This window comes from Pseudomonas viridiflava, from assembly GCF_900184295.1.
Classification (GTDB): domain Bacteria; phylum Pseudomonadota; class Gammaproteobacteria; order Pseudomonadales; family Pseudomonadaceae; genus Aquipseudomonas; species Aquipseudomonas viridiflava.
Window position 1 is genome coordinate 4,790,416 of sequence record NZ_LT855380.1, and the last position, 22,990, is coordinate 4,813,405.

A 22,990-nucleotide genomic window follows, 5' to 3' on the forward strand; every position below is an offset into this window, starting at 1 on the left:
CAGGCAGAGTACAGATTCAAGCTGTTAAACCTGTCCCTGCGCACTGACATTCAAGCAGCTCCGGCAATGGCCTCGGCTGCATTCCACCTGCGGAGCATTCCGAGGAGGCAACATGTTCTTACGTTACGGGATATTGGTTGCAACACTGGTAGTGGCGTCCGGCTGCGTCGAAGAGCGAATCGTCCACGAACGACGACCGCCGCCCCATGAATATGTTGAAGTGATCGCGCCTCAGCCGCCGCCCGAGCGGGTGATCGAGGTGGAGCCTGCGCCTCGTCCGGGGTATGTCTGGTCGCGTGGTTACTGGCATTGGAGTGACGGACGTTATGTACCGGTTCACGGCCACTGGGTAGCGGAACGACCTGGCTATCGCTATGTGCATCCGCATTGGGAAAGCGCGGGTGATGGATGGCATTGGCATGCCGGGGTGTGGGTCAACTGATCGGTGGCAGACTGGATATCGAGCCAGTCCGCTACTTAAGCAGATCGTGCCAATGCTCTGCATTGGCATGCCGCCCGGGGCGCTCTGCGTCACATTCGAGAGCGGACGCGGAGCGTTCCGGGCGTCGCTCCCACGCACGAGCACTCATCGTTATACACAAGTCAGCCCTAACACTGATCGTGCCCATCGCTCCGCGTGGGCATGCATCCCGTGACGCTCTGCGTCACAAATGGCACAGATTGGGGATCCAGTGAGCCGAGCGCATGACGTGGATAACGCTGGAGCTTGGCCGCGCATCTGCGCCACATTCAAGAGCGGACGCGGAGCGTCCTGGGGGGCATTCCCACGCGGAGCGTAGGAACGATCATTATCGTATTCCTCCAAGAAGACTTATGTATAACGCTTAGCGCACGAGCATGGGAACGATCGTCAGCGTATTTCAAACATCGCCTTTTTCTTCCGTCACCGCGCCTTTTACCGGGCTGGATGAGTCGGGGATCTTGGCCGACGGGTATTTGTACGACGCATAGCGCACGACCAGAATCGCAAATGCCAGCAATAGAATGCCGCCACACAGGTAGATGATGCCCAGATCAGGCGGATTGTGATGAGACACGTCCGAGATCAGCAGACGCGTCAACGCGGTGATCGCTACGTAGATCAGGAAACGCACCGGCATGTGGTTGGTCTTGAAATAAATCCCCGTCATCGCGCCCAGTTCGAGGTAGATGAACAGCAGCAGGATGTCATCGACCGTGACGTTGCCCTTCTCGACCATTCCCAGAAAAGCCACAACCGAGGCCCATGCCGTGATGGCGCCAATGGCGAACAGTGCCAGGAAGTGAAAGCTCTCGACGCAGAGATTGCCCAGTGATTCGGCTTGCGCATGCACGCGTTGGCGCATTTTTTCTGCCCATTTGTTTCCCATGACTCTCTACCTCTGAACCTTCGTTTATCTCGATCCGAACTGGATCGGATGATGCGGTGTGCGTGTGACGCGCTGTGTGGCGTGCTTTTTAAAGCAGGAACAGGGCCATAGGCTATGGTTGAGAGCGCGACGGGTTGTCGCAAGGCACATCTGCGCGAGAAAAAGATGCGTGAAGGCCACTATCCAGACAGGGGTTGCCTGGCTTATGCTGAACACTGTATAAAGATACAGTAATGGCTTGTTTCACACGCAAGGCATGTGATGTGGCGACTGTCACGCCAGCCATGCAGGATCACTGTCTGTTGCACCACCCCGGTCAACGTGCACCGGGGCCAGCCCTTCCACACTGGATATGACGACGAGGCCAAAATGGCTGTTGAAACCCTTTACCGCAGTACCCGCGATCTGGAGACTACTTTCGTGGACCGTAAACTCGCCGATGCGCACGACCAAATGCTGGAGCTGGCCGAGCTTCTCACCGACGTTCTGGTCAAGAACGTGCCGGGGCTTTCCGAGAAGCACGCAGAAGATGCGAGCATCTACATGGCGAAGAATCGCGCCGTGTTCGCCGCCGCATTCAAGAACAATGCTTCAGCCCTGAGCGAGCTGTCCGAACCTTCCGCTGCTGACGCTGACAGCTGATTCACATCAGGCTTGCACCTCAGAGTCCCGCGGCTTCTTCATGCGAGCTGGCCGCGGCTCATTTCTTGATACGCCACTCTATGGCGCGCATACATTCTATATTCATGTACTACTTTGTAGAATCAATGTTACCTGACGCACCGCATACAGACCGCTCAGCTACAGCATAAACGACTAACTTCCAGCGTCCTGATACACCGTCATTATAATCACGTCATTTTTATGAACCGTGGTATTCACCACTGTCATTAATCAGGCGTCAGGAAAACGATACCTCCAAAAACCTTATTTAAAGCCAAGACCCAACAGCCTTTATCGAGGCATTTGAAAAAGTTCAATCTCCCGCTATACAACGCCCCTCAACACCCCGCTTTTGCTGGTCGAAAGCTCCCTCCAAAAACAATCAACCCTTCACTGACCGACTTTCAAAAACAAAGTTCCGCCTGATATTCCCTTTGTAAAATACTTTATAAAAAGTTTGGCATTACTAATATCATCTGCTAATAATCGTCGCAAATCCGGGTATCAAGGCACAACGCTACTTCACATTGAAGTGAACATCGAGTCATCCACTCCGATATCACCCGCCCGAAAAATCATACAACTCGCTGGTTACTTGAGCTGCTCATAGCCCAGGTCAACTGCTGTGCGACGCCTATAGACGGGCGGGAGAAAATCAATGGCTACTCAGCACGCCAGAATGAAAATTCTGTCTATTTTTGGCACTCGTCCGGAGGCTATCAAGATGGCGCCTCTGGTCAAGGCCCTTGCTGCGGAACCGGGTATCGACTCGAGAATCTGCATTACCGGCCAACACCAGAGCATGCTGCAGCAGGTGCTCGATATGTTCGAGCTGAAAGCCGATTACAGCCTCGATGTGATGCGCCCCCATCAGACTCTGAATTCCCTGACCGCTGCGCTGTACGCAGCCATCGACCCGATTCTGGACGAGATGAAACCCGACAAGGTGCTGGTCCACGGCGACACCACGTCAGCGATGGTTGCGGCCATGTCGGCGTTTCACCGGCAGATCCCGATCGGTCACGTCGAAGCGGGCTTGCGCACCGGGGATATCCGTCAGCCATGGCCGGAAGAGATGAACCGTCGCTGTATCGATCTGATTTCCGATCACCTGTTCACACCGACTGCCGAGTCTCGTCGCAATGTACTGGGCGAACGCCTTCAGGGTGTGTCCTTCGTGACCGGCAATACCGTGATCGACGCGTTGCAGATGACCGCACAGCGCATCGACTCCAATCGCCAGCTGCGTCATGCGCTCGACCGACAGTTTTCGTTTCTGGTGCCTGAGCGCAAGGTTCTGGTGGTGACAGGTCACCGCCGCGAGAACTTTGGCGACGGCTTCCTGAACATCTGCAAGGCACTGCGCGCCCTCGCCATGCGCGACGACATACAGATCGTCTACCCGGTGCACCTGAACCCTAATGTACTGGGACCGGTCACGGAACACCTGGGTGACATGCCCAATGTGCACCTGATCAAACCGCTGGACTACCTGTCGTTCGTGCGCCTCATGCAGCGTGCCCACGTGATTCTCACCGACTCCGGCGGCGTGCAGGAGGAAGCGCCATCGCTCGGCAAACCGGTGTTGGTGATGCGTGATGTGACCGAGCGCCCCGAGGCTGTGGCCGCAGGGACCGTGCGTCTGGTGGGCACCGAAGCCGAGGCGATCATTCAGGGCGTCAGTGCGCTGTTCGATGATGAGCAGCTTTGGCAGAACGCCTCGCACGCAGCGAACCCTTATGGCGATGGCAAGGCCAGCGCGCGCATCGTCGACGTGCTGATGGGTCGTCCGATCAGCGAGTTTGTCGTCGAGTTGCCGCGTCGTCGTCCAGAGCAGATCGAGATGGCGCCGCCGTCCCTGTCTCAGCCTGAACCGTTGCGCGCCATGGCTCGCTGACACAGGCGCACAGCTAAGAATCGACAAAAACTGCACACCTTCCAAGGCACCCGGTTCAGACCGGGTGCCTACAAAAACATTCTGCGGACCCGCTTCGCACCAAGAACCAACGGCCTAGAGCCTCCAAGAGATCTGCCTGATGAAATCTTCCGTTACCGTGAACACGGGCGCGTTGAACGCCCTTGCCTGCGGGATGAGCCTGCTGGCTCTGATGCCCACCTTTGCGCTGGCTGCAGAAAGCCCACTGACACAGGCGATCAACCGTATCACTCAGGACGCCCGCCAGGAGCGTGTGATTGAACTGCGGGAGCTGGGGATCGACCGTCCGATCATCCTCAACGCGACCGACGCGCGTCGCGAGTTGTACCTGCCGGTGCCTGCCAATGTGGCGCTGACAGATGCGACCCTGAACTTCGATGCCAGCTACCTGAACGGCGAGGCAGGTCGTAATACCTTGCTGCTGTCGCTGGATGGCTACCCGGTGCGCGCGCTGGGCCTCAACGAAGAGCAAGGCAATGCCAGCGCTACGCTGGGTGTGGACAAAGCTGCGCGGGAAACCGGATCGGTACGACTGGGCATTGCCTGGTCTTCGGTGATCTCGAAAACGCTTTGCGAAGATCAACGCGCCATCGGCAATGTACTGCGCATCGATCCGCACACTCGCCTGACCTACAGCTACGACGCCAGTCAATTGCAGGATGTGGGCGCAGCATGGAACGCGCTGCCCGGCAAACCCGGCCTGCTCGTTGCGCCCGGCACGCTGTCCGGCGCCAGCTACGATGCCGCCTGGCGTCTGGGTGTAGCGCTTGAACGTATCGGTAAACAGGCACGTATTCTGCCGTTTCCGGTCGTTCAGGACAGCATAGACCTGAGCGGTCTGCGCGTGCCTGCCGAACTCAAGCAGATTCCGGCCTTTGCCAGCCTTGACGGCCAGGGCCAGTACACGTTGAAGAATCAGGCGGAAATCGGTGCCTTGCTGATGCTGGGCCAGACCCCGGCGCTGCAGGCCGATCTGGCCATCAACGATCCGCAACTGCTCAAGGCTATCGACGATTCGCTGAACGCCTTGCAGGAACAGGTCCAAGGGCTCGACGCTTCGGCAGCCACCGCGCTGAGCCAATGGCGCGAACGTCAGGGCAGAAAAACCCTGGCCACCGACGCCGGTAGCGACGTCAGCCTGGCGCTGCTTGGCAATCGCGCGCTGCTGATGATCAAGCCCGACTCAGCGGTCAAAGCCATCGGTCTGTTCAGTTCAGCCTGGAACAAACTGGCGCTCACTCGCCAATTGTCCATCGGCGAAGAAACCACCATGCCGCTCAGTGAAGACGGCCGCGTGGCCTTGACGCGCCTCGGTGGTCGCCCGGGCACGGTGGACGTACTGGCCAAGACCGACTGGAGCGCTTCGTTCCCGCTGGGCAGTGTGGCTTATGACGGTCGTGTGCCGGTGACCGCCATGATCGATGTCGCCGCAGCGCCGGGTGCATCGGGAACACCGCCGGTTGCCACACTGTTCCTCAATGACTACCTGATCGGCGCCATGCAGCTGAATGCCGATGGCCGCAAGGAGCGCATCGAAGCGCGCATTCCTCAGTACGCGTTGGCGGCACAGAACACCCTGCGCGTGTCCTTCCAGCGTCAGCCGGTCAGCAATCAGTGCCTGGAAACGCCACAGGCGTTCCCGATTTCGGTATTGCCGACCAGCCATGTGGTCATCGACAAGGTGGCGCCTGGCGACGACTTCTCCGGCATGGCCGCACGCTTTGCCGCCAGCACTCAGGTGATGGTTCCTAAAACCTGGCTCGACCGTCCGGCCGACAGCCTGCCGCAGGTCATCCACGTGGCCAGCGCCTCGGGCGTGTCGCCGCTGCGTGCGCAGCTCAGTGTCAGCGACGACGTCAGTGTTGCGGTGGCCCCGGAAAAAGCATTCCTGGCCTTCGACCTGCCGGTCAAGGACGGTGCCGAGTCGGTCAAGGTCGGCAACGACGGGCATTTGCTGATCAATCACAAGGAGCAGACGCTGCTGGACCTCAAGACACTCAATCACCTGGCTTCGCTGCAAGTGGTCGAGGCTGGCAACCAGCGCGGCATGGTCTATCGCACACTGGGCGGTCAGGCGCCAAGCTTCGCCCGTCCGCTGGTGCTGGAGCGCGGCAACGCCACGCTGCTGGCTGACAGCGGTTCGCTGGTGACCTTCGATACCAAGGACCCGACCGGCAGCCAGATGATCGAGGACAACGAACCCACCGGACTGGACGCGTGGCGCAAGCCTTCGCTGCTGTGGCTGATCCCCGGCGCAATCGTGGTGTTTCTTCTGCTGTTGCTGGCTGGCCGTCGCGCCCGTCGCAATCGCTCGTAACGGGACGCCCCAATGACGTCGCTCTATTGGCCGTACTGGCTGGCCCATTACTACAGCGTGCTGGAAGTCGCGACCATCGTCGTCGGCCTGATCATTCTGGTGTCGAGCATCGATGACCTGATCATCGATGTCTGGTACTGGGCCAGACGCCTGTACCGCAAGTTCACCGCCGAACGCCGCTACCGGCCACTGACTGCCGAGCAGTTGATGGCCCGTGACGAACAGCCGCTGGCGATCATGGTGCCGGCGTGGCTGGAATACGACGTCATTGCGCCGATGATCGAGAACATGGTGTCGACCCTCGACTATCAGAACTACGTGGTGTTCGTCGGCACCTACATCAACGACCAGCGCACCATCGATGAAGTGGAGCGCATGCGTCGTCGCTACAAACAACTGCACCGCGTTGAAGTGCCTCATGACGGCCCGACTTGCAAGGCCGACTGCCTGAACTGGGTGATCCAGGCGATCTTTCTCTACGAGAAAACCCATGCCATGCAGTTCGCCGGGACCATCCTGCATGACAGCGAAGACGTGCTGCACCCGCTGGAACTGCGCCTGTTCAACTACCTGCTGCCACGCAAGGACATGATCCAGCTGCCGGTCGTGTCGCTGGAACGCAACTGGTACGAATGGGTGGCGGGCACCTACATGGACGAGTTCGCCGAGTGGCACGGCAAGGATCTGGTGGTGCGTGAAAGCATGACCGATACCGTCCCGTCCGCAGGCGTGGGCACCTGTTTTTCGCGTCGGGCCCTGATGGTCCTGGCCGACGAAAACCAGAATCAGCCGTTCAACACCGAAAGCCTGACCGAGGACTACGACGTCGGCGCGCGTCTGGCGAAGTACGGCATGCAGGCGATTTTCGTACGCTTCCCGGTGCAGTTTCGCGTCTTGCGCAAATCCTGGTTTCGCAAGCCGTATGAGTCGACGCTGGAAATGCCGCTGTGTGTTCGCGAGTTTTTCCCGGACACCTTTCGCACCGCGTTTCGCCAGAAGGCTCGCTGGACGCTGGGCATCGGCCTGCAAGGCTGGGAGCAGATGGGCTGGAGCGGTTCGCTTGCCAACCGCTACCTGTTGTTTCGCGACCGCAAGGGCGTGGTGACTTCGTTCATCAGCATCATTGCCTACCTCATTCTGGTGCAGTTGGTGGCGCTGATCGTGTTGCGCGCCAGCGGGCTGTGGAACACCAGTTTCCCGACGCCATTCGAAACCAATGGCCTCATCAAATACCTGCTGGTGGCCAACGGCATTGCGCTGCTCTGGCGAATGGTGCACCGCTTCTATTTCACGACGATTCTGTACGGCTGGCAACACGGCCTGCTGTCACTGCCGCGCATGGTGGTCGGTAACTTCGTCAACTTCATGGCTGCGGCGCGGGCCTGGCGGATGTTTCTGGTGGGCAAGCTGCTCAATCGCAAGCTGGCGTGGGACAAGACCATGCACGACTTCCCGTCCACCGACCTGGTCGCCATCGCGCCGCGTCGGCTGGGCAGCGTGCTGCTGTCGTGGCAAGCCATCAACGACGAGAAACTGCAGACCGCGCTGGTCGAACAACAGACCCGCAGGCTGCCGTTGGGCCGCATCCTGTTGAGCCACGGCTGGCTCGACGATGAAACCCTGGCTGAAGCGATTGCCTTTCAGAGCGACCTGCCCCGGGTGTTTGACATCGCGAGCAAACGCGCTGCCGACTCGCCTCTCGCAGACGAATTCTGTCTGCGCTGGCGCGCCGTTCCACTGTCTGTCGCCATTCAGGGGCGGCAGGAAATCGCCGTTGCCAGCCCGTTGACCGAAGAAGGTCTGCAACAGATCACCGAACAACTGGGTGCAGAACCTGTGCAGCTGATCGCCCGTGAAAGCGAGATCGTCGCGCAACTGCGCTTGCTGCAAGCCGTCGGTGGTCAGCCATTGCCTGCCGCCACGCCGTTGCTGGGCGACCTGCTGATCGAGCAGGGATTGCTGGACCGCGACGTGTTCAGCAAGGCCATGCTCGGCTACAAACCGCATGTCCACGGCCGGATCGGTGATTACCTGGTGGACATCGGCGTGCTGCCTCGCGAAACCATCGAGCACGCAGTGGCACGTCAGCACGACCTTTACCGAACTGACGCACTCCCGGAGCAGCCGCTATGAAGCGCCCGTTGATTCTGTCGCTGATGACGACTGGCCTGAGCCTGTGTTCGCCGTTCAGTCAGGCCGAAATCCTGCCGCTGCCGTTGACCGGCCCGGCCTACGCCGTCGCCAACGAAGCGTATGCGGCCTACAACCGCAAGGATTACGACCTGGCCATCGCCAAGGCCCGCGAAGCCTTGCGTCAGCGTGAGGATGCTGACCAGTTGCGCACGCTGATCGCGCTGGCCGAGCGTGACAAGGAACGACGCGATCACCCGCAACGCTACCCTGCCGCCCGACCAAAACCCGGTTATCTGGAAGGCAATCTCGCCCTGCGCGCCTACGCCAACCGAGACTACGCGGGTTCGGCGCTGCATGCCCGCAAGGCCATCGGTCAGGCACCGAAGAACCTCGATTACCGCATGATGCTGATCGAAGCGCTGCAACGTCAACAGCGCCTAGAAGAGGCTCAAGTGGCAATCGACGACGCCGTTCAGGCTGTCGGACCGCAACCGGCGTTGGACCGACGTCGACAGGCGATCGAGGAGCAGCTTGCAGCCAATACGGCTGCCCGTGGCTATGCCGCATTGGCCCGAGACGACAACGAAACAGCGTTGAGCGAAGCCCGTGATGCCGTGCGCCGCTTCCCGCAACAAGTGGCTTATCGAAAACTGCTGGTCAGCGCGCTGATTGCCCAACAGCAATATGGCGAGGCACGTTCTGCGGCGACTGAAGCGCTGGCGCTCAATGGCAACGATGCGACCCTGCTCGTTCAGCGCGGGCAGATGCGCCAGCGACTGGGCGACAGCTCTGGAGCGCGCCAGGATTTTGCCCAGGCACTGGCCGTCGGCAATCTGCCTCTGCGCGAACAGGCTTCGTTGTATGCCGCGATGGGACAACCCAACGAGGCCATGCAGCGAATGCAGCAGGCCCGCGACTCGGGACAGTTGCAACCGGGTGACGAAGTGCAGCTTGCCTACCTGCTCAGCCAGGCAGGCGATGATCGCGGTGCGTTGAACGAGTTCAAGCGTGTGGACCGGCAGGTCTGGCTCAAGCCTAAGGAAGTTCAGGACGCCGCCTACACGGCCATGCGTAACTCGGATGACGCACAGGCGATTGCCTATTTCCGACGCGTGCTGGATTACCAACAGACCGGTGATCTGCAGATGCCGGACCAGCAGGTGTTCGACACCCGCCGGGCGGTGTCCGACCTGTCCCGCGAATGGGGCGTGACCAACACCACGACTTATCGCGGTGCCAGCACTTCCAGCGGCCTGAATGGCGCGCCGAGCAGCAACAGTGACAGCGTGCAGAACAGCACCGAAATCTTCTGGCGGCCGTTCGGCTACCGCAACGCGCGCTTTGTCGAGCTGTACGGCCGCGTGACCGATACGCTGTGGAGCAAGGAAAGCAGTGCCGACACCGGCGCGGATGCCTTGCAAGGCGCGCTCGGGGTGCGGGTCAAGCCGTTCAGCCGTGTCAACGTCATCGGCGCGCTGGAACGGACCTTTCCGCTTGGCAGTTCCAATATCGACGGCGACTGGCTGGTGCGGCTGGGCTACGGTTCCAGCATCGGTACCGATCTGCGAGTGGATGTGCCGAGCTGGTGGACCTCACAGCTGTACATGGAAGGCGGTCGCTATCTGCAGGACAAGCGCAATTACTTCAACAGCGAATGGCAGGTCGGCCGCAGTTTCCGCATCGACAGCATCAGTCCAAGGCTGGTGGTGTTCCCGCATGTGGTCGCCGCCGTGGACTACGACTCGAAGATGCGCAGCGAAGTCGATGCACTGGGTCGCAACCGCACCTCGTCCGATAATGCGGGCGGGCTGGGTGTCGGCACAGGCGTGCGCTACTGGTTCCGTGAGGACAAGTACAAGGCGCCGCAATCCTATGTCGACGTCTCCGTGCAGTACCGGGAGAAGGTATTTGGCGATGACCGCGCTCAGGGTGTGTTCGCACGCATGACATTCTCATGGTGATCGTACTGGCGCAAAGTGCAACGAGGAACAATGCTTGAAGGGTCTGATTTCGCTGTTACAGGGAAGGCCCTTGATCAAGACCTCGCTGGTGGCTCTGCTGATCGGTGCGCTCGGTATTGTGACGGGCGAATTGGGTCAGCTGTTTCCTTCCAAAGGCTCGCAGATTGTCGGCATCGTCTGGCAGCCGGACAACGCAACGGTGGACATCGAGGGAGACTGGGACAGGCTTGGCGCACGGGAGCTGCTGGTGCAATGGACGGCGGTGGATAACCAGGCATTCATTCCCGGTACAACGCTGCCCACAGTGCCAGTCCTGCCGGATTGGTCACGCATCGGCAAGGAGCCCTGGGCACAGGATGTGATTCTCGGGCTGGCCGGGCATTTCAGCGAAAACCAGTCGCGGGACAATATCGAGCAACTGGCGGTGCTGTCGGCGCAACTGGCCAAGGTCAAGACGCCACTTAATATCACCGGGTGGTATTTCCCCGCTGAGGTCGATCCAAGCTGGAGCCGCGCCAAAGAACTGCCCGCGCTGCTGGCAAAGCTGCCAAGGCCGTTATGGATCAGCGTCTACGATGGCGCCAACATTGGCCCTGCCGCGACCGCCGACTGGCTGAAAACCTGGCTGCCGGATGACATCGGCGTATTCTTTCAGGACGGCGTGGGCGTATACGCCCGCACCGCGCCGGTCGCCCGCACTTACGCCGATGCCTTGCGCACACGGCTGGGCAAGAACCGGGTGAGGATCATCGTCGAAGCGTTTCGCCCGCAGGTCGGCGGCGGCTTTCGCTCGGCGACGGCTGCCGAGTTGAAGCCACAGCTTGCCGCCTATGACGGCTACCCCTTGTACCTGTTCGACGGCCCGCATTACGTAACGCCTGCGCTGGTCAAGGCACTGAGGAAATAGCCTTTAACTCCCTGCGCTCCAGTCTCAGGTGAGCGAACCCGGACCGTGGGAGGCATCACTCATTCAACAGCCGCTCTGCCAATGCATCGGCAATGCGGGCTGGTGACCGTTTTTCCGCCTGCGAGTGGGCGAAGACCTCGGTCAGTCGCATCCCGATGCGGGAAAGATGGCGATCGATCGTGCCCTGCTCTTCGCCGTTGTGTTTCAGCGCAACGTAAATCAGCCCTCCCGAATTGATGACGTAATCCGGTGCATACAGGATCCCCCGGGCTTCCAGCTGGTCAGCCACCTGAAGGCTGGTCAACTGGTTGTTCGCCGCACCCGCGACGGCTGCACAACGCAACTGCGCAACGCTCTTGCAGTTCAATACATGCCCCAGACCGCAGGGTACAAGAATGTCGCACGGCGTACTTAGCAGCGCTTCGCACGCAATGGGGTGCGCATCGAGTTGCGTCATTGCCCGTTGCACCTTATCGCTGTCCAGATCGCTCACCAGTAATTCGGCTCCAGCGGCATGCAGCAGAGCGGCCAGCGGATATCCCACATGACCCAGCCCCTGAATCGCAACGCGCAACCCTTCCAGATTATCGCTGCCCAGACGCGCCATGGCCGTGGCCCGAATGCCGGTGAACATGCCCATCGCTGTGCTGATCGACGGGTCGCCTGCGTCGCTGGTGCTGGTGACATGCCGGGTACTGAGCGCAACACAATCCATGTCGACACTGGACGTGCCGCTGTCGACAGCGGTGATGTAACGGCCCTGAAGGGTTTCGACAAAGCGCCCAAAGGCTTCGAACAATGCCGGCCGTTCGACGCGCTGCGCGGCTCGCATGATCACCGCCTTGCCGCCCCCCATCGGCAGACCGGCGAGGGCCGCCTTGTAGCTCATGCTTCTTGCCAATTGAATGGCATCTTCTATCGCGCTATCTTCGTCTGGATAGGTCAGGTAGCGGCATCCGCCCAGTGCAGGTCCCAGGCGGCTGCTGTGAATGGCGATAACGGCTTTCAATCCTGCATCCGGATCGCACACCAGATGCAGCGCCTCGGCACGTGACTGTTGCATGAGAGCGAACATGCGGTGTGCTCCCCCTTCTTATGTCAGGCGAGTATAGGCGCTGGCCCGGAAAAACAATCGACCGCTCAGGCAGATACAAGCGGTGCTGGACGAAATACGTCGGCAGGGCTAAAAGGAATCAGAACAGCACGCTTTTACCCAATCTGTCAGCACGGAGGGGTCAATGACTCCACGTCAGCATTGCCTGGACTGCCTGCAACGCACACCGCCTTCGGTCTTCGAAGCCGCGTTGTGGGTGTCGACCGAACATGACGCGCACTTCCCCCGTCACGAACTCATGGCCGAGATCGATCTGTTGCAGCACCGAATTGACGCGGCACTGCCGGTGGCTCCAGCCTGCGAGCTGGCCCAGTTGCTCTTGCGCCAGCTCAGCGCCCTGGGCTTTCAACAGGATGACTGGAACCCGCCCAGGCCCGACTCGGCGTTGCTGCACAAGGTGGTGCAACGTCGTCGTGGTCAGCCACTGGGGCTCGCGCTGGTGGCCATGGAGATTGCAAGACGGCTGGATATCGCGATGGAAGGTGTCAACTTCCCCGGACACTTCCTGCTGCGTGTGCCGGGCGCGGATCACCTGCTGGACCCCTGTGGCGGCCGCAGGCTGTACCCCAGAGATTGCCGCGAGCTGCTGGTGCGTCAGTTCGGACCCACCATGCAGCTGCAGGCCGTGCACATGATGCGGGCCACGCCCGTGAACATGCTGCAGCGGCTGTCGCGCAACCTGAGGCATCTGCACATCATCAATGATGACCTGATCGCGGCTCTCAAGGATGCGGACCGGATCGTCGAACTGGGCCAGGCTACGAGCAGCGATCACATGGCTCGCGCCAGCCTTTATCAGTCACTGGAATGCCCACAGGCCGAGCGCTTCGATCTGCAGCATGCTTTGCTGCTCAGTGACGACCCGATACAGCGACTCAAGCTCACCGAACGCCTGAGCCAGTTACCATCTCACCGAAGTGTGCATTGACCGTCTGCCTGACATACGCCGAGGCCTGCGTATTGTTACCGCTCGGGTAACGCTGCATATCCTGTCCGAGGATGTTTCAAACGCGTCAGGGACGCTAACCTTCTCCCCCTTGAAGACGTTGTTTTTCAGCTCCCCTGAATCAACTTCCATTAACCGCTGCACAGTTTGCTGTGCGGCGGTTTTTTTTGCGCAGCTTATTATCTGGCCGCACGGTCACCCTTTTATATAATGCTTGCTCTGTTTGGAGCCTTCCTTTTCCAACGCTTCAAACTTGCGCATGTCATAACTGTCGCCGGACTGGGCAAACGCCGCGAGGTTTTGGATAATATGAATGGTTCGAATGTAATCCGGTAATAGCAGTTTGGCGTAGGGGTCCCCCCAAGCGGACTTTTCTTTCATGTCCACAATACGGCCGGCGAAGAATTCCAGTGCATTGATTTCCCTGTCCGGATTAAGCACATTACCTTTATTGTCAAACTCGTCACCGGCGCGGCTCATGAGTTCGGCTGTGTGATTATCGATAAAACCGGCTTTGAACAGCACCATCCCCGCTCTGCTCAAGTCCTTGGGGGTGATCTGCTCCGGGTTGAAGTCCTTGAACATCGGCTTCATCTTGCGTTTTCCCATCGCTAACGAGTTGAGCGCAAGCGCATTTTCCCCGACCTCTCGCAGCACCTGACTGATCTGAACCTTGTGCGCTTTAATAACGGCGCGCGCTTCGGGCATTTTAACGGTGAAAGGTGGCAAATCACCCCAGATGGATCCGGCCATGGGCTACTCCGATAATGAATACGTTCAACCGTCATATCGGAGTGAAAAGGTATTTATTGATAGAGCCTCAAAAATCCGTACCAAACTTACAACTGCACCGGACAATTCTTACAGAGAACGGTAACTAATCCTCAACTTCAAACTATGGACTTACAAAGAATCAACTTTAGAGAAATAAAAAACGGCATCACAGGGCCGAGAAAATAGCTCTGCCCTGCATGTGAACAAGCTGAATACGGGCGTCACCTCACATATTTTTGCAGATTGGCCATCATCTCCTTCAACGCGTCGATGTTATCCACCGGATGCGCCGCGTCGTCGAAATTGCCGATGGTTTGCCAGTGTTCGGCGACATCCTCAGGGCTGAAGCCTGCATGCGGATCGAAGCAGGCGCCCAGGCTGCGTTCCCAGCGAACCTTGCCGATCCAGCCGCCCCCCACTTCGAACAGGCTGCCGCTTTCCTGGCAGCCGTCACTGCCCAGGTACACCACCAGCGGGCTGACCAGCTCGGGCTTGAGCAGCTCGAATACGTTGGCCGGTATCAGGCCCTCGGTCATGCGTGTGCCGCCGGTTGGCGCGATGGCGTTGACCAGGATGCCGTTCTTGCGGCCTTCCAGTGCAAGCGTGCGGGTCAGACCGTACAGCCCGAGCTTGGCCATCCCGTAGTTGGACTGGCCGAAGTTGCCGTAAATACCCGAGGTCGAAGAAGTGAAGATCACCCGACCGAAATTCTGCTCACGCAAGTACGGCCAGGCGGCATGCGTGACTTTGTAGGCGCCTTCCACGTGAACCCGGTAAACCAGATCCCAGTCGGCATCCTCCATTTTGGCGAAGGACTTGTCGCGCAGAATACCGGCATTGTTGACCACAACATCGATGCGGCCGAAAGCATCGAGGGCGTGCTGCACAATGTGGCCGCCGTCGGTCACCGAGTCGTGATTGGCGACCGCCGTGCCTCCTGCTTCGCGGATCTCTGCCACCACACGGTCGGCCGCCGAGGCGTTGGCACCCTCACCCTGCGCCGATCCGCCCAGATCATTGACGACCACCCGAGCACCGTGTTTCGCGAACAGCAGTGCGTGAGCACGCCCAAGACCTCCGCCCGCTCCCGTCACGATGACTACCTTGTCTTCAAAACGCACGGATTCGCTCATTGCTGGCTCCACTGTCAAAGGGATGTAATCCACTGAGTGTTGACCAGCAGGACGCCGTCCACAATGAATACAGCCGCGGCTGAATGGTGCTCAATAACGCAGCGGGATGGATTCAGCCCAGGTGCTTGATGAAATCAGCCAGCCAGGGCTCGGCATCGCTCTCAGGCGTGACGCTTTCGCTGGCATCCAGTTGCAGCATGGCCTGCACTTCACTGACGCCCAACTCGGCAAACAACTCACGCAGTTGCTCACCGCCTGCGCAGAACGTATCGCCGTAACTCGCGTCACCCAAACCGATGACCCCGCCGGGCAAGCCGCGCAGCGCAGCAGGCAACTGGTCACGCAACTGGGAGTAGATCGGCATGATGTTGTCGGGCAGCTCTCCCATGCCGGTGGTCGAGGTCACGGCCAGCAAGGCCTGCGGCTCGAAGGCCAACAGCTCAGGCAGGGTGATGCGAGGGTTGAGCAGCGTCTCGTGACCTGCTGCGCGCAGCAGCCCGCCTGCATGCCGGGCCACTTCTTCGGCCGATCCGTAGACCGAACCGCACACAATCGCGATTCTCATGACTCATCCTCTGGCAGCTTGAAAAAGGGCGACAGTATGCCCCAGAGGCCTTTGGTATTTCAGCCCCGTCAAGTGACACGGCTCGCACTGAAGCGACGACAGGCCCTAGAATGCGACGGTGAAATCTGCTCGGGAATGCCACGTGATGATCAACGCAAAATTGCTGCAACTGGTCATAGATGCATCGACCGACGGTATTGTCGTGGCCGAGCAGGAAGGCGACGACAACATCCTCATCTATGCCAACAAGGGTTTTGCCGCCCTGACCGGCTACAGCGTGGAAGAAGTGCTGTATCAGGATTGCCGGTTTCTACAGGCCACCGACCGTCAGCAGGAAGCACTCGAGGCCATTCAGAAAGCCATACGCAGTGGCCAGGCATGCCGTCAGATACTGCGTAACTATCGCAAGGACGGCAGCACGTTCTGGAATGAGCTGTCGATCACGCCAGTGCGCAACGAAGCCAACCAGCTCATGTATTACATCGGGATTCAAAAAGATGTCACCGTTCAGGTCCAGAATGAGCAACGGATCAAAGAACTTGTGGACCAGTTGGCAGAGGCCAAGGCAGAAATTGAAGCATTGAAATCGGGAAATAGCTGAAAATACGACGAGCGGCAGGAACGCTGTGCAGATCAAAAGGTCTTCTTCATCAATTGCCTGTTAGTTCGAGTCTCCTCATGCAACCTGATTCCCTATTGACGCAAGCTGAGCTGGATTTCATCCAGAGCATGCATCGCAACCCCAAACTGAACGTGCGTGACAGCACGCGCAGTCTGCTGGTCAATGGCGGCGTACAGATTCAGGATTTGCTGACCCGGCTGGCAGCCCACGAGCAGGTCACGATCCACGCCCAGTTCGAAAATCAGCAAATGAATTTTCCGCTGCACCTGGTCGAAGACGAGTTCCACGCCCTGCACCTTGAACTGGGTGCGCCCAGCATCTTCGAAGAAGGTCCGCAGATTCGTCCCTGGCGTCTGGTCCTGGAAGAGCCGGTGCCCCTGGAGACTGAAAAAGGCTCGCTGACGTCCCTGTGGGTTCACGAGCTGTCGTTCAAGGGCGTTCTGCTTGAGAGCAGAAAGCAGGGCAAGCTGCCCAAGCACTTTGCCGCCTGGTTCAATCCGGTGGGACAAGCGCCTATCGCCATGCGCGGCAAGCTTGAGCGATTGAAGGACAACAATCTGGGTGCCTACCGCCTGAGCCAGCACAGCAAGGAAGATTCGGAGCGCCTGCGTCAATACATCCTGCAGGAACATCGGCGCATGCACCCTTCCCTGCATCAGTGACGCCTGGTCGTTACCCGGGACACGCTGTCAGCTGTCCATCTGCCCCGCCAGAAACTGCTTGAGCAAACGATTCATCGAACGACCATCACTGCCAAGGCAGGCGATTGTAGATCCGGCAAGCCCCTCCTGAACGAAGTGCGACACTTCCCCTGCAAGCAGTACCGGGCATTCCAGCGTCAATGCCAGTCTGTTCAGACGCTTTGGCAGATCAACGGCAAATGACGTGCTGGAAAACAGCACCAGCGCCAGAGACCCGACCCGTTCGCAGACCAGACTCAGCTCGTCAAAAGGCTGACCGATAGCCAGCACTCTAATGGCAATCTCCGCACTCCCCATGAACAATCCTGCAACCGACAACTCAAGCTCCCGGTCCTGAGAAGACAGAGCGGCCAGCACCACCACGCCCTTTGCCGAATCGTTGGCCAGTTGCAGCCGCTGCAGCACCCTGCCGCGCAGAAAGGTATCGAAGAACAACCCTTCGCTGGTATGCCCGAACGTATTCTGATTGAGCATCACCTCCCGCCACAGCGGCATCAGAATGTCTTCGAACACCACCACGAGTGAATAGGTCGAGAAAATCTGCCCGTAGAGTTGCTCCAGGCGACGCTCGTCGAACATGCCGATAGCCTGCCTCAGCTGACTCTGCCACTGCGTCCAGTCCGCTCGGGACAGCGGATTCTCCGACGGTGACGACTGACTGCGAGTACTTTCGCTGCGGGCCAGGATCTTGCCGATCTTGCTGACAGCCACGCCCCGCTCTATCCAGTCGAGAATGCTGCGTACGGTTTCGATGTCGGACTGCGAATACAGCCGATGCCCACTCTCGGTGCGCGTTGGCTGAATCAGGCCGTACCGACGCTCCCATGCGCGCAGCGTGACCGGGTTGACGCCGGTCAGACGGGCAACCTCGCGAATCGGATAAAGCTCTTGTTGCCTGAAATCCTCGTCGGGATCTTTCCGGACAAGGGGGTGATCAATAGGTTGGGTCATGCCGGGTTATCACTTGTATTTGTGCGACGCATTGTAAACAGCGCCGTCGAACGGTCTATAGCGCCGGGCGTCAGAAATTGAGGCCAGCGAGCGACTACAAAGTTCTACGTGTTTTAAACGGATTCAGGAATAATCCTTGCTTGCTTCTGAGTGAAGCTGACGCGGCCCACCACCCCGGCGCCGCGCCATGTGACCTCCCTACCCGGGAACCTCACGCCTCTACCGGAGATACACAATGTCTACCTCACCCGTCACCTTGATGGTTGCACGCCGTGTCGCCCATGGCCGCTATCAGGAAATGATGGCCTGGCTGCACGAAGGCGAACAACTGGCCACCGACTTTCCCGGCTATCTGGGTTCCGGCGTACTCGCTCCGCCGCCTGGCGATGACGAATTCCAGATCATTTTCCGCTTTACCGACGAGCAGACCATGCACGCCTGGGAGCATTCTGCTTCACGACGCTCCTGGCTGGTGCGCGGCAGCGGGCTGTTCGCGCAACCCTCGGAACATCGTGTGAGTGGCATAGACGGCTGGTTCGGCGCTGCCGATCAACGCCCGCCGCGTTGGAAACAGGCTGTCGCCATCTGGCTGGCATTCTTTCCGGTTTCGCTGATTTTCAATTTTCTGCTGGGTCCGCTGCTCAATCATCTCGACCTGCTGCCACGCATCATGATCAGCACTGCAATCCTGACGCCGCTGATGGTCTATCTGTTCATACCGCTGTCCACACGCCTTTTGGCACCCTGGCTACAGACTTCGCCAACCGCAGCGTCACGCCGAACCCACTCCGCGTCCTCCCGATAACCCGACAAGACCTGTACAAAACCATTCAGACGGTACAGGTCTTGCTCGCGCGCAAAAATCGATCAAGCCGCTTGTTTTTCCCATATTAGACGCCCCGCCCGCTCGAAGAACGTGTGATTCGCGCTGATCAGGGTTGTACAAAAAAATCCTCTGGTATAAGTTTGCTGTCAGTCTGAGCAACACTTTAATGTAGGTCGTTTCCTCAGGCTGGCTAGCAAACACCCTCTTACCGACATGATGCGTGAACTGCCGATGGACTTTTCTTCTGCACCGATTCTGATCACCGGCGCCAGCCAGCGAGTGGGCCTGCATTGTGCGCAGCGTCTGCTGGAGCAGGGCCATCCTGTGATCGTCAGCTATCGCAGCGAGCGGCCCGGTATCGATGAATTGCGCCGGGCAGGTGCTCTCGCCCTGCAAGGCGATTTCTCCAGCGAAGCGGGCATCATGGCGTTTATCGAAGCACTCAAAGACCACACCGACAGCCTGCGGGCCATCGTGCACAACGCCTCCGAGTGGCTCGCTGAAACACCAGGCGATGAAGCCGGGCAGTTCAGCAGGATGTTCAACGTACACATGCTTGCGCCCTACCTCATCAACCTGCACTGCGCGCCACTGCTGCACGCCAGCGAGGTGGCCGACATCGTTCACATCAGCGATGACGTCACTCGCAAGGGCAGCAGCAAGCACATCGCGTATTGCGCCAGCAAGGCAGGCCTGGAAAGCCTGACCCTGTCGTTTGCCGCGCGGCTCGCACCGCGCATCAAGGTCAACGGCATTGCTCCGGCATTGCTGATGTTTCAACCCACGGACGACGCAGCGTACCGCGCCAACGTCCTCGCCAAATCGGCGCTGGGCATAGAGCCGGGTGCAGAAGTGATCTACCAGAGCCTGCGTTACCTTCTGGACTCCACTTATGTCACCGGCACCACACTGACCGTAAACGGTGGACGGCACGTCAAGTAGGCCGCCCCGAGGATCAATCTGATGAGCTTATCCCTGCCACAGCATTATCGAGACATTCTGGTCGGCCTCGGTGAAGACCCGGAACGCGAAGGCCTTCTGGATACTCCCAAGCGCGCCGCCAAGGCGATGCAGTATCTGTGTCATGGTTACACGCAGAGCGTTGAAGAAATCGTCAATGGCGCACTGTTCGCGTCCGACAACGACGAAATGGTCATTGTCCAGAACATTGAGCTGTATTCGCTGTGCGAGCATCACCTGCTGCCGTTCATCGGCAAGGCGCACGTTGCGTACATTCCGACCGGCAAGGTACTGGGTCTGTCGAAGATCGCCCGCATCGTCGACATGTTCGCCCGACGCCTGCAGATCCAGGAAAACCTGACCCGCCAGATCGCCGAAGCGATTCAGGAAGTGACCGGAGCTTCCGGCGTCGCCGTGGTGATCGAAGCCAAGCACATGTGCATGATGATGCGCGGCGTCGAAAAGCAGAACTCGACCATGCACACGTCGGTCATGCTGGGTGCATTCCGCGAGTCCAGCACGACGCGCATGGAGTTTCTGCAATTGATCGCAAGGAGCAAATAACGATGGCCCGACTGGAACCCGGAACCGCGCACATTCGCGTCAAGGACCTGCGACTGCGCACGTTCATCGGTATCAATGAAGACGAGATTCTCAACAAGCAGGATGTACTGATCAACCTGACGATTCTGTATGTCGCCCAAGAAGCGGTGCGCGACAACGACATCGAACATGCGCTCAACTACCGCACCATCACCAAGGCGATCATTCAGCACGTCGAAGGCAATCGCTTCGCGCTGCTTGAGCGGTTGACCCAGGAAGTGCTGGATCTGGTCATGAGCCATCAGGCGGTGACCTACGCCGAAGTGGAAGTCGACAAGCCGCACGCGCTGCGTTTTGCCGAATCCGTCTCGATCACGCTCGCCGGTCAACGCTGAAACTCTTATCATGACGTCACTTTACTGACCGAAAAGAGCCCGTCATGACCGAGCAAGAACGCCTCGAACTCGAAGCCGCCGCCTTTCGCCGACTGGTGGCGCATCTGGACAGCCGCAAGGACGTCCAGAACATCGACCTGATGAACCTGTCCGGCTTCTGCCGCAACTGCCTGTCCAAATGGTACAAGGCTGCGGCCGACGAGAAACACATCGACATCAGCCTCGATGACGCCCGCGAAGTGGTCTACGGCATGCCGTACAGCGAGTGGAAAGCCCAGTACCAGAAAGAAGCCAGCCCCGAGCAACAGGCTGCCTTCGCCAAGGAACCCAAGCATGACTGACCTGAACGCCCTGAGCACCCGTCTGCGCAGCGGCGAACACGCCTTTGCCGACACCCTCGCCTTCATCGCCGAAACCTACGACTACCAGCCACAGGCGTTCCGTAACGGTGATGTCGACAACGCGGCGGGCCAGAACGAAGGTTCGTGCAAGACCCTGGGCATGGCCCTGCTGGAAGGCCTGAGCGATGAAGAGGCACTGCTGGCGTTCGGCGAACACTACCGTTCCGTGCAGGCCACACCCGATGGCAGCGACCACGGCAATATTCGTGCGCTGATCAAGCATGGTCTGGCGGGCGTGACGTTCGAAGGCAAGCCGCTCAAGCGCAAGGGTTGAAGTACGGCGGGGGTCTGTCTCCCGGCACGCTGCCTCTTATCAAACAACACGTAATCTGCTGGATGAACACGTTTTTGTGGGAGGCGCCACCACGTCTTCGACGTAGCGCTGTCGCGCAGCAAACTTGGTGGGAGCGGACTTGTCCGCGAAAAGGCCAGTACATCCGACGAATATTCATCGGCTGAACTACAGCATTCGCGGACAAGTCCGCTCCCACAAAAACGCGTTTCTTCAGTGGGTTGCAGGTGTTTGATAAGAGCGGACTTGTCCGCGAAAAGGCCAGTCATCCAACGCATATGCAGTGACTGGAATACTGCATTCGCGGACAAACGGAACGCCGCTCGGTCCGCTCCCACGAGGTCCGGTGTCTGCTGCGCGACAGCGCCTTGTCAGAGATAAAGCCCACAAAAAAACCGGCACAAGGCCGGTTTTTTCATGTCTGCAGAACGCAATCAGAACGAGGCGTTGGCCAGGCCGTCCAGATAACGCTCAACATCCAGTGCAGCCATGCAGCCTGCGCCCGCCGAGGTGATTGCCTGACGGTACACGTGGTCTGCAACGTCGCCCGCTGCGAACACACCCTCGACGCTGGTGGCAGTTGCGTTGCCTTCACGGCCACCCTGCACAACCATGTAGCCGTCTTTCAACGCCAACTGACCGTCGAACAGTGAGGTGTTCGGCGTGTGGCCGATGGCGATGAACACACCGTCGACTTTCAGTTCGTCGCTGCTGCCGTCGTTGTTTTTCAGGCGAGCACCGGTCACGCCCATGTTGTCACCCAGCACTTCGTCCAGCGTTGCGTTGAGCTTGAGCTCGATCTTGCCTTCCGCGACGCGCGCATGCAGCTTGTCGATCAGGATCTTCTCGGCGCGGAAGGTCTCGCGACGGTGAACCAGCGTCACCTTGCTCGCGATGTTGGCCAGATAAAGCGCCTCTTCAACAGCAGTGTTACCGCCACCGACCACCGCCACTTCGCGGTTGCGATAGAAGAAACCATCGCAGGTCGCACAGGCAGATACACCCTTGCCCATGAACGCTTCTTCCGAGGGCAGGCCCAGGTAACGAGCGCTCGCACCGGTTGCGATGATCAACGCGTCGCAGGTGTAGGTTGCGCTGTCGCCCTGCAGGCTGAACGGCTTGCCTGCCAGATCGACCGAGTTGATGTGATCGAACACGATCTCGGTCTCGAAACGCTCGGCGTGCTCGCGCATGCGCTCCATCAGAACCGGGCCGGTCAGGCCATGCGGGTCGCCCGGCCAGTTATCGACTTCAGTGGTCGTGGTCAGCTGACCGCCAGCCTGCATGCCGGTGATGAGCAGAGGCTTCAGGTTGGCGCGCGCGGCATACACCGCAGCGCTGTAACCGGCAGGGCCGGAACCGAGAATGATCACTCGGGAATGACGTACGTCTGACATGACACACTCCTATCGACCGGCCGTTTACGCCGCGGTCGGAACGGCTGGATAAGTAAGGATGGCCGAAACCGCTCGGCCGTCCT

The 22,990-nt window shown here is 59.2% G+C and carries 23 protein-coding genes; 16 read left to right on the forward strand and 7 right to left on the reverse strand.

The window, feature by feature from the left end; all coding sequences use genetic code 11:
* The first annotated feature begins 112 nt into the window (after positions 1 to 112).
* Positions 113 to 442, forward strand: a complete 330-nt coding sequence (locus CFBP1590_RS21525) for a YXWGXW repeat-containing protein (RefSeq protein ID WP_057409429.1) — start codon at positions 113 to 115, stop codon at positions 440 to 442.
* A gap of 439 nt (positions 443 to 881) precedes the next feature.
* Here the strand turns inward: CFBP1590_RS21525 and CFBP1590_RS21530 are convergent, their stop codons facing one another.
* Positions 882 to 1,370, reverse strand: a complete 489-nt coding sequence (locus tag CFBP1590_RS21530) for a phosphate-starvation-inducible protein PsiE (protein ID WP_004885105.1) — start codon at positions 1,368 to 1,370, stop codon at positions 882 to 884.
* 369 nt (positions 1,371 to 1,739) lie between these two features.
* Here CFBP1590_RS21530 and CFBP1590_RS21535 point away from each other — a divergent pair, with 369 nt between their 5' ends.
* From CFBP1590_RS21535 to CFBP1590_RS21560, 6 genes are all read left to right on the forward strand, one after another.
* The gene (locus CFBP1590_RS21535; protein ID WP_025994814.1) at positions 1,740 to 2,012 is read left to right on the forward strand and encodes a YebG family protein; all 273 of its coding nucleotides are present in this window, start codon (positions 1,740 to 1,742) and stop codon (positions 2,010 to 2,012) included.
* Positions 2,013 to 2,691: 679 nt separating this feature from the next.
* A complete protein-coding gene (wecB, locus tag CFBP1590_RS21540; protein ID WP_043303036.1) occupies positions 2,692 to 3,930 on the forward strand; it encodes a non-hydrolyzing UDP-N-acetylglucosamine 2-epimerase in 1,239 nt (412 codons plus the stop codon).
* 139 nt (positions 3,931 to 4,069) lie between these two features.
* A complete protein-coding gene (locus tag CFBP1590_RS21545) occupies positions 4,070 to 6,286 on the forward strand; it encodes a cellulose biosynthesis cyclic di-GMP-binding regulatory protein BcsB (RefSeq protein WP_088235885.1) in 2,217 nt (738 codons plus the stop codon).
* 12 nt (positions 6,287 to 6,298) lie between these two features.
* Complete coding sequence (locus CFBP1590_RS21550) at positions 6,299 to 8,419, forward strand: glycosyl transferase family protein (protein ID WP_088235886.1); 2,121 nt, start codon at positions 6,299 to 6,301, stop codon at positions 8,417 to 8,419.
* Entirely contained in the window at positions 8,416 to 10,380 is a 1,965-nt protein-coding gene (locus CFBP1590_RS21555; RefSeq protein ID WP_088235887.1) for an NfrA family protein, read from the forward strand. The genes CFBP1590_RS21550 and CFBP1590_RS21555 overlap by 4 nt, the downstream gene beginning before the upstream one ends.
* 34 nt (positions 10,381 to 10,414) lie before the next feature.
* Positions 10,415 to 11,287: an alpha-amylase family protein gene (locus tag CFBP1590_RS21560; protein WP_025994809.1), complete on the forward strand. Its 873-nt coding sequence runs from the start codon at positions 10,415 to 10,417 to the stop codon at positions 11,285 to 11,287.
* Positions 11,288 to 11,342: 55 nt separating this feature from the next.
* Here the strand turns inward: CFBP1590_RS21560 and CFBP1590_RS21565 are convergent, their stop codons facing one another.
* Positions 11,343 to 12,362 (reverse strand): Leu/Phe/Val dehydrogenase, encoded by a 1,020-nt coding sequence (locus CFBP1590_RS21565; RefSeq protein WP_088235888.1) that lies wholly within the window; start codon positions 12,360 to 12,362, stop codon positions 11,343 to 11,345.
* 163 nt (positions 12,363 to 12,525) lie between these two features.
* Here CFBP1590_RS21565 and CFBP1590_RS21570 point away from each other — a divergent pair, with 163 nt between their 5' ends.
* Complete coding sequence (locus tag CFBP1590_RS21570) at positions 12,526 to 13,329, forward strand: SirB1 family protein (protein WP_088235889.1); 804 nt, start codon at positions 12,526 to 12,528, stop codon at positions 13,327 to 13,329.
* Positions 13,330 to 13,542: 213 nt separating this feature from the next.
* Here the strand turns inward: CFBP1590_RS21570 and CFBP1590_RS21575 are convergent, their stop codons facing one another.
* The 3 genes from CFBP1590_RS21575 to CFBP1590_RS21585 all read right to left on the reverse strand — a co-directional run bounded on the left by CFBP1590_RS21575 (position 13,543) and on the right by CFBP1590_RS21585 (position 15,819).
* Positions 13,543 to 14,100: a hypothetical protein gene (locus tag CFBP1590_RS21575; RefSeq protein WP_088235890.1), complete on the reverse strand. Its 558-nt coding sequence runs from the start codon at positions 14,098 to 14,100 to the stop codon at positions 13,543 to 13,545.
* A 242-nt stretch (positions 14,101 to 14,342) separates the two neighbouring features.
* Positions 14,343 to 15,254, reverse strand: coding sequence for an SDR family oxidoreductase (locus tag CFBP1590_RS21580; protein ID WP_088235891.1), 912 nt, complete (start codon positions 15,252 to 15,254; stop codon positions 14,343 to 14,345).
* A 112-nt stretch (positions 15,255 to 15,366) separates the two neighbouring features.
* Positions 15,367 to 15,819: a flavodoxin gene (locus CFBP1590_RS21585; protein WP_029242258.1), complete on the reverse strand. Its 453-nt coding sequence runs from the start codon at positions 15,817 to 15,819 to the stop codon at positions 15,367 to 15,369.
* 145 nt (positions 15,820 to 15,964) lie between these two features.
* Here CFBP1590_RS21585 and CFBP1590_RS21590 point away from each other — a divergent pair, with 145 nt between their 5' ends.
* Both CFBP1590_RS21590 and CFBP1590_RS21595 read left to right on the forward strand, forming a co-directional pair.
* Positions 15,965 to 16,420 carry a PAS domain-containing protein gene (locus CFBP1590_RS21590; protein ID WP_004885117.1) on the forward strand — a complete coding sequence of 152 codons (456 nt, stop codon included), beginning with the start codon at positions 15,965 to 15,967 and terminating at the stop codon, positions 16,418 to 16,420.
* A gap of 77 nt (positions 16,421 to 16,497) precedes the next feature.
* Positions 16,498 to 17,103 (forward strand): hypothetical protein, encoded by a 606-nt coding sequence (locus tag CFBP1590_RS21595; protein WP_004885118.1) that lies wholly within the window; start codon positions 16,498 to 16,500, stop codon positions 17,101 to 17,103.
* 27 nt (positions 17,104 to 17,130) lie between these two features.
* On the opposite strand, the gene CFBP1590_RS21600 is transcribed toward CFBP1590_RS21595, so the two are convergent.
* Positions 17,131 to 18,093: a MerR family transcriptional regulator gene (locus CFBP1590_RS21600; RefSeq protein ID WP_058432178.1), complete on the reverse strand. Its 963-nt coding sequence runs from the start codon at positions 18,091 to 18,093 to the stop codon at positions 17,131 to 17,133.
* A 235-nt stretch (positions 18,094 to 18,328) separates the two neighbouring features.
* Here CFBP1590_RS21600 and CFBP1590_RS21605 point away from each other — a divergent pair, with 235 nt between their 5' ends.
* The 6 genes from CFBP1590_RS21605 (at position 18,329) to CFBP1590_RS21630 (ending at position 21,492) form a co-directional block, all read left to right on the forward strand.
* Positions 18,329 to 18,898, forward strand: a complete 570-nt coding sequence (locus tag CFBP1590_RS21605) for a putative antibiotic biosynthesis monooxygenase (RefSeq protein ID WP_004885120.1) — start codon at positions 18,329 to 18,331, stop codon at positions 18,896 to 18,898.
* 252 nt (positions 18,899 to 19,150) lie between these two features.
* Entirely contained in the window at positions 19,151 to 19,861 is a 711-nt protein-coding gene (folM, locus tag CFBP1590_RS21610) for a dihydromonapterin reductase (RefSeq protein WP_088236449.1), read from the forward strand.
* 21 nt (positions 19,862 to 19,882) lie between these two features.
* Complete coding sequence (gene folE, locus CFBP1590_RS21615; RefSeq protein WP_088235892.1) at positions 19,883 to 20,443, forward strand: GTP cyclohydrolase I FolE; 561 nt, start codon at positions 19,883 to 19,885, stop codon at positions 20,441 to 20,443.
* 2 nt (positions 20,444 to 20,445) lie between these two features.
* Positions 20,446 to 20,817, forward strand: a complete 372-nt coding sequence (folX, locus tag CFBP1590_RS21620; RefSeq protein ID WP_029242255.1) for a dihydroneopterin triphosphate 2'-epimerase — start codon at positions 20,446 to 20,448, stop codon at positions 20,815 to 20,817.
* A gap of 44 nt (positions 20,818 to 20,861) precedes the next feature.
* Positions 20,862 to 21,158, forward strand: coding sequence for a DUF1244 domain-containing protein (locus tag CFBP1590_RS21625; RefSeq protein ID WP_029242254.1), 297 nt, complete (start codon positions 20,862 to 20,864; stop codon positions 21,156 to 21,158).
* Positions 21,151 to 21,492 carry a HopJ type III effector protein gene (locus CFBP1590_RS21630; RefSeq protein ID WP_088235893.1) on the forward strand — a complete coding sequence of 114 codons (342 nt, stop codon included), beginning with the start codon at positions 21,151 to 21,153 and terminating at the stop codon, positions 21,490 to 21,492. Before CFBP1590_RS21625 ends, CFBP1590_RS21630 begins: the two co-directional genes overlap by 8 nt.
* 452 nt (positions 21,493 to 21,944) lie before the next feature.
* On the opposite strand, the gene trxB is transcribed toward CFBP1590_RS21630, so the two are convergent.
* Complete coding sequence (trxB, locus tag CFBP1590_RS21635; RefSeq protein ID WP_004885126.1) at positions 21,945 to 22,907, reverse strand: thioredoxin-disulfide reductase; 963 nt, start codon at positions 22,905 to 22,907, stop codon at positions 21,945 to 21,947.
* Positions 22,908 to 22,990 lie beyond the last annotated feature (83 nt).